Annotated in this window: 6 protein-coding genes and 1 pseudogene; all 7 read left to right on the top strand. The window is 65.5% G+C overall.

Annotation, left to right across the window (positions count from 1 at the left end; translation table 11 throughout):
- The first annotated feature begins 219 nt into the window (after window positions 1-219).
- The 7 genes and pseudogenes from WMK75_RS17760 to WMK75_RS17730 all read left to right on the top strand — a co-directional run bounded on the left by WMK75_RS17760 (window position 220) and on the right by WMK75_RS17730 (window position 6442).
- Window positions 220-552, top strand: coding sequence for a DUF262 domain-containing protein (locus WMK75_RS17760; RefSeq protein ID WP_347268916.1), 333 nt, complete (start codon window positions 220-222; stop codon window positions 550-552).
- A gap of 72 nt (window positions 553-624) precedes the next feature.
- Window positions 625-1383: pseudogene (locus tag WMK75_RS17755) on the top strand (IS256 family transposase); the annotation flags it as partial.
- Window positions 1384-1534: 151 nt separating this feature from the next.
- Window positions 1535-2338, top strand: coding sequence for a hypothetical protein (locus WMK75_RS17750; RefSeq protein ID WP_347268915.1), 804 nt, complete (start codon window positions 1535-1537; stop codon window positions 2336-2338).
- 198 nt (window positions 2339-2536) lie between these two features.
- Window positions 2537-3421: a GAF domain-containing protein gene (locus WMK75_RS17745; RefSeq protein WP_347268917.1), complete on the top strand. Its 885-nt coding sequence runs from the start codon at window positions 2537-2539 to the stop codon at window positions 3419-3421.
- A 106-nt stretch (window positions 3422-3527) separates the two neighbouring features.
- The gene (gene adh / locus WMK75_RS17740) at window positions 3528-4976 is read left to right on the top strand and encodes an aldehyde dehydrogenase (RefSeq protein WP_347268914.1); all 1449 of its coding nucleotides are present in this window, start codon (window positions 3528-3530) and stop codon (window positions 4974-4976) included.
- Window positions 4977-5048: 72 nt separating this feature from the next.
- Entirely contained in the window at window positions 5049-6083 is a 1035-nt protein-coding gene (gene adhP / locus WMK75_RS17735; RefSeq protein ID WP_347268913.1) for an alcohol dehydrogenase AdhP, read from the top strand.
- A 2-nt stretch (window positions 6084-6085) separates the two neighbouring features.
- Window positions 6086-6442, top strand: a complete 357-nt coding sequence (locus WMK75_RS17730; RefSeq protein ID WP_036757070.1) for a DUF779 domain-containing protein — start codon at window positions 6086-6088, stop codon at window positions 6440-6442.
- The last annotated feature ends 293 nt before the right edge of the window (window positions 6443-6735 follow it).

Raw genomic sequence — 6735 nt, 5'->3', positions numbered from 1 at the left:
AACCCCCGGTCGGTGGGGTCCCTTTTGGACGCCGATCACCCCAGAAGCGGGGTCCTTATTCCACGCCGCTCAACAGCGGGGCTTTTTGCATTGGCGCGCTGACTCAACACCAACTCAACAAAACACCCGTCGCCCGGACGCGGGCGGGGGCTGGCCGCTTCCGCCGGGGCTCCGTCCGGGCTACAAGGAGTTCGGTATCAGGTCACCAGCCAGTCCCCGTTGCTGGTGATCGACGGGCAGCAACGTCTGACCTCGGTTATGCTGATCCTCGAGGCCTTGGCGCGTGCCTTGGGTGAAGATGAAGAACCGATTGACGGGTTCTCACGCGAAAAAATTCGCAGCTATTTCCCGCTCAATCCGCTCGAGAAGGGGGACCGGCGATACAAGCTGCTGTCGACACAGGGTGATCGGCCGACGCTTCTGACGATCATGCAGCAAAAGTCGTTGCCGGAGGATGCTTCCACCCGGGTTGCCGACAATTTCGACCTGTTCGAAGGATGGATCAAGGAACTGAAAGGCGATCTGACCGGAGATAGGCGCGAAAGTTGGTGATGCCCTGAGGGGCGGCATATCATGGCGGTGTTCAGACGCCGTCGATTCTCTGCTGAGAAAAGGATATGCCACATGTCAGAGTCTACCATCACCCAACTTCCCGATCCATCCGGATTTAGCGCGGACCCGTTCACGGATGTCATCCGCGATGGCGCGCGCAAGCTGATCGAACAGGCGATCCACGCCGAGCTGGCCACGCTCATGGCGGCTTTTTCCAACGAAAAGCTTGAGGATGGCCGGGCACGTCTTGTCCGCCATGGGCACCTGCCGGAACGCGATGTGATGACCGGGATTGGTCCGGTGCCGGTGAAAGTGCCGCGCGTGCGGGATCGTGGAAGCGTCGATGACAAGATCACCTTCACGCCCAGTATCTTGCCACGCTATCTTCGCAAAGCGAAATCGGTCGAAGAGCTGCTGCCGTGGCTTTACCTCAAGGGGGTGTCCACGGGCGATTTCACCGAGGCGTTGGAGGCGCTGCTGGGTCCGAATGCCAAGGGGTTGTCGGCCAAGACCGTCACTCGGCTGAAGGCCCACTGGTGGAAAGACTACGAGGCTTGGCAGAAACGCGATCTCGGCAACCGCCGCTTTCTCTATATTTGGGCGGATGGCGTCTATTTCAAACCGCGCATGGCTGAGGAAAAGCAATGCGTTCTGGTGATCGTCGGGGCGGATGAATATGGCCGCAAGGAACTGCTGGCCATGACCGACGGCTTTCGCGAAAGCACCCAAAGCTGGCGCGAAGTGCTGCTCGATCTCAAGCGGCGCGGCCTGAAACAGGATCCCAAGCTTGCCATTGGCGACGGTGCCCTGGGGTTCTGGACCGCGCTGCGCCTGACCCATGCCACCGGCCCCGAGGGAGAGATCGGCCTGTCGGTGGCACAGACCGGCGGGCCGGCGGGCGTGGATGTCACCTTGCCGCAAGATCACGTCACGCTTGCCGCGAAATCCGAGGCAAAGCTGGCCATCCCCATCACGGCAGAGGGTGCAAGCGAGCCGGTCGCCCTGGCGCAGCGATTACGGCACCGATCTGCGCGACAGGGCGGCGGTGCTGGCGCTGGCGTCCAATGCCGGGTCGCAGGTCATCGACCTTGATGCACTGACCGGCGATGTGGCGCAGCGGATCGCGCTGCAACAGGAAAGCGGCAGCTATCGCTCGACCCAGGAACTGGTCTGGTCGGTGCTGGCGGCCGAAAGCCTGTCGCATGAAACCGGCGCATTGACGCTGAACGGCGTGGCACTGTCCAGCCCTGTGACCAGCCTGCCGCAGGATGCGACGCTGGCCAATCCGGGCACGGCAGCCGTTGACATGACGCTGACCGCGACCGGCCAGCCCGCAGATCCGCCCCGGGCCGGCGGCAAGGGCTATCAGATCCAGCGCGATTACTATGGTCTGGACGGTCAATGGGTCGATCCCGCACAGGTCCAGCTGGGCACAAGGATGGTCGCAGTCCTGACGATCCGCCCCGATTCCGCGGAAGGGGGGCGCCTGATGGTCACCGACCCCCTGCCCGCCGGGTTCGAGATCGACAACCCCAACCTGCTGCAAGCCGGCGACATCGCCGCGCTGGACTGGCTGGATGTCGAGACGAACACCGACATGGCGGAATTCCGTGCGGACCGATTCGCGGCCTCGCTTGGATATGGCGGGACCGATGCCTTCCGCCTCGCCTATCTGCTGCGCGCGGTCACGCCGGGGCAATTCCGCCACCCCGCCGCCAGCGTCGAGAACATGTATCGCCCCGAATTCCGCGCCTGGACCGATGGCGGTCAGGTGGTGATCCGCTGATCGGTCCGGCCTGCCCGCGATCGCAGCTGCGCAGGCTGACGCTTGCCAGATGTCCCGCGCTGCGGGATACTGTCAAAGGGTTCCAGTAAGGATAGGGAGGAAAACGCCTTGCCCGGAACGCGCCATGAAGACCGCGTGGCCCTTGCGTCGCAATCGCCCGCAGCCGTGACGCGGCTGGCGGCCAGTTGGCGGCGCTCGATGATCCATCACGGTCTGGACCCGGCGCAGACCACCACGCCGCTGCGTCTTTCGGATCACGAACTGAACCAGCGCCGCACCCGAATGCGATCCCTGCTGTCCGCCGCGGCCCCGCAGCTGGATCATCTGTTCCAGCTGGTCTGCCCCACCGGATGCAACGTCTTGCTGACCGATGCCGACGGGATCGTGCTGGAACACCGCGTCGGCGCCGGTGACGCGCAGGCCTTTCGCGTCTTTGGTCTGTGGCAGGGCACCAGCTGGGCGGAAAAGCACGAGGGCACGAACGGCATCGGCACCTGCCTGTTCGAGGGCCGCCCCGTCACCATCCACCGCGAGGACCATTTCTACGCCCGAAACACCCGGATCTCTTGCATCGACGCCCCCATCTGGGGACCTGACGGGCGCATCATCGGGGCGCTGGATGTCAGCTCGGCCCGGCATGACAACAGCCCGCAATGGAATGCGCTGATCGCGGCGCAGGTTGCGCAGACCGCCCGGATGATCGAGGCCGACCTGTTTCGCGCCGCCTTCCCCAAGGCCCGCATCATCGTCGCCCCCCAGATGGATCGCGGCGAAAACCCGTTGCTGCTGGCAGTTGATCGCGACGATCTGATGATCGGCGCGAACCGTGCCGCCCGCCGCGCCTTCGGCCTTGAGAAAGAGGGGCAGTTGCGCCCGCGCCCGGCCTCGGACCTGTTGGGCCGGCAGGACGAGGCGACCGGCTTCGAGCGCGCCGAACGCGCCGCCGTGATTCGCGCGCTGGCCAGGGCCGAGGGCAATGTCTCGGCCGCCGCCCGCGCGCTGGGGGTGGGACGCGCCACGCTATACCGCCGCATGGCGCGGCTGGGCATCGACGAAAATCCCGGCAAACTGTCTCGCCCCTGAAACACATCGGCCCCGCGGCGCGAAACCCCGCGTTGACTCCAGGGGGCCTCAGGGCACAGGCTCTTGTGCAACCGGCTGGAGGAGCCGGGCTGACAGGAGGAACATCATGCCGAACGATCAGACGCATCCTTTCCGGGGCGTGAACGCGCTGCCCTTCGAGGAACGCTATGACAATTTCATCGGCGGCGAATGGGTGGCGCCCGTCTCGGGCAAGTATTTCACCAACACCACCCCGATCACCGGCGCCGAGATCGGCCAGATCGCGCGCTCGGAGGCCGGCGACATCGAACTGGCGCTGGACGCCGCCCATGCCGCCAAGGACAAATGGGGCGCGACCAGCCCGGCCGAGCGCGCCAACATCATGCTGAAGATCGCCGACCGGATGGAGCGGAACCTTGAGTTGCTGGCTACCGCCGAGACCTGGGACAACGGCAAGCCCATCCGCGAGACCATGGCCGCCGACGTGCCGCTGGCCATCGACCATTTCCATGAGCCGCTGGGCGTCGTCGGCCAGATCATCCCCTGGAACTTTCCGCTGCTGATGGCCTGCTGGAAGCTGGCGCCGGCGCTGGCGGCCGGCAACTGCGTGGTGATGAAACCGGCCGAACAGACCCCGGCCAGCATCATGGTCTGGGCCAGCCTGATCGGCGACCTGCTGCCGCCGGGGGTCCTGAACATCGTCAACGGCTTCGGGCTGGAAGCGGGCAAGCCCTTGGCCTCGAACCCGCGCATCTCGAAGATCGCCTTTACCGGCGAGACCACCACCGGCCGGCTGATCATGCAATATGCGGCCGAGAACCTGATCCCGGTGACGCTGGAACTGGGCGGCAAGTCCCCCAACGTGTTCTTTGCCGATGTGGCGCGCGAGGATGACGATTTCTTCGACAAGGCGCTGGAAGGTTTCGCCATGTTCGCGCTGAACCAGGGCGAGGTCTGCACCTGCCCGTCGCGCGTGCTGATCCAGGAATCGATCTATGACCGCTTCATGGAACGCGCGGTCAAGCGCGTGCAGGCGATCAAGCAGGGCGACCCGCGCGATGCCGCCACCATGATCGGCGCGCAGGCGTCCAGCGAGCAGAAGGAAAAGATCCTGTCCTATCTGGACATCGGCAGGAAAGAGGGCGCCGAGGTGCTGACCGGCGGCAAGGCCGCCGATCTGGGCGGCGAGTTGTCGGGCGGTTTCTACATCGAGCCGACGATCTTTGCCGGCCACAACAAGATGCGCGTCTTCCAGGAGGAAATCTTTGGCCCGGTGGTCTCGGTCACCACGTTCAAGGACCAGGCCGAGGCGCTGGCGATCGCCAATGACACGCTTTACGGCCTGGGCGCCGGTGTGTGGTCGCGCGACGCCAACACCTGCTACAGCATGGGCCGCGGCATCAAGGCCGGGCGGGTCTGGACCAATTGCTATCACGCCTATCCGGCGCATGCGGCCTTTGGCGGCTACAAGCAGTCGGGCATCGGGCGCGAGAACCACAAGATGATGCTGGACCACTATCAGCAGACCAAGAACATGCTGGTCAGCTATTCGCCCAAGAAGCTGGGCTTCTTCTAGGTCGGGCCTTGCGGGCGCGCCACCTGCGCGCGCCCCCAAACCATCCACAGTCTTGCAGCAAGGAATTGAACCATGGCCAAAACCATGAAGGCCGCCGTCGTGCGCGAATTCGGCAAACCGCTGACCATCGACGAGGTACCGATCCCCGAACCCGGTCCGGGCATGATCCAGGTGCGGATCCAGGCCTCGGGCGTCTGCCATACCGACCTGCACGCCGCCGAGGGCGACTGGCCGGTGAAACCGAACCCGCCCTTCATCCCGGGACATGAGGGAGTGGGCTTTGTCTCGGGCGTGGGCGCCGGCGTCAAGCACGTCAAGGAAGGCGACCGCGTGGGTGTGCCGTGGCTTTATAGCGCCTGCGGCCATTGCCGGCACTGCCTTGGCGGCTGGGAGACGCTGTGCGAAAGCCAGCAGAACACCGGCTATTCGGTGAACGGCGGTTTCGGCGAATATGTCGTGGCCGACCCGAACTATATCGGGCATCTGCCGAAGAACGTCGATTTCCTTGATATCGCGCCGGTGCTTTGCGCGGGCGTCACCGTCTACAAGGGGCTGAAGGTCACCGACACCAAACCCGGCGACTGGGTGGTGATCTCGGGCATCGGCGGGCTGGGGCACATGGCGGTGCAATATGCAAAGGCCATGGGCATGAACGTCGCGGCGGTGGACATCGACGACGACAAGCTGGCGCTGGCGCGCAAGCTGGGCGCGACGGTGACGGTCAATGCCGCGACCGACCCCGACCCGGCCGCCGCGATCAAGCGCCAGACCGACGGCGGCGCGCAGGGCGTGCTGGTCACCGCCGTGGGCCGCAAGGCGTTCGAGCAGGCCATCGGCATGGTCGCCCGCGGCGGCACCGTGGCGCTGAACGGCCTGCCGCCGGGCGACTTTCCGCTGGACATCTTCGGCATGGTGCTGAACGGCATCACCGTGCGCGGCTCGATCGTCGGCACCCGGCTGGACTTGCAGGAATCGCTGGATTTCGCCGGCGAGGGCAAGGTCAAGGCGACCGTGCATCGCGCCAAGCTCGAGGATATCAACGATATCTTCGGCCAGATGCACAAGGGCCAGATCGAGGGCCGCATGGTGCTGGACATGGCGGGCTGAACATGGAACCCGTCGCCAATCCCGAGGGGCTGGACCAGGTCGATGCCACCCCGGCCGCGCTGGCGCTTCTGGCCGAGATCGTCGCCGATCACGGGCCGGTGCTGTTCCACCAGTCCGGGGGCTGCTGCGACGGGTCTTCGCCCATGTGCTATCCGCAGGGCGATTTCCGCATCGGCCAGCATGACGTGAAGCTGGGCGAGATCGGCGGCATGCCGTTCTATATCTCGGCCAGCCAATACGAAGCCTGGAAGCACACCCGCCTGGTCATCGACGTGGTGCCCGGCCGCGGCGGCATGTTCAGCCTGGACAACGGGCGCGAGCGGCGCTTCCTGGTGCGGTCCGAGATCTGCCGGCTCTGACCGCGGCGCGGGCGCACGGCCTCCCCCAAGCCGTCCGTGCGCCCGCCCTGCCCCCCTGCCGCTTGCGGCGAGGTCGGCAGCATGCAGGCACGCGCCCGCCCGTCCGGCGCCTGCGAATGCTCCATTCCTCCGGCCCAGGCCCGCCTTTTTCCGTCCCGGTCCCTGGGGGCTTGGCTGAAAGAAGGCGCGTTCGCGGCTGCGAAGGGGGCACCTTTCCGCAATGGCGGAAGGTGGCGCTTGCAGCAGCAAGAAAAACGCAAGAGCTTGAAAAGACTTGGAGGCGGGTACCGGAA

Origin of the sequence: Paracoccus sp. (in: a-proteobacteria) (assembly GCF_039808215.1) — a bacterium.
Taxonomy (GTDB): Bacteria; Pseudomonadota; Alphaproteobacteria; order Rhodobacterales; family Rhodobacteraceae; genus Paracoccus.
This window is presented reverse-complemented; position numbering and strand designations above follow the sequence as displayed.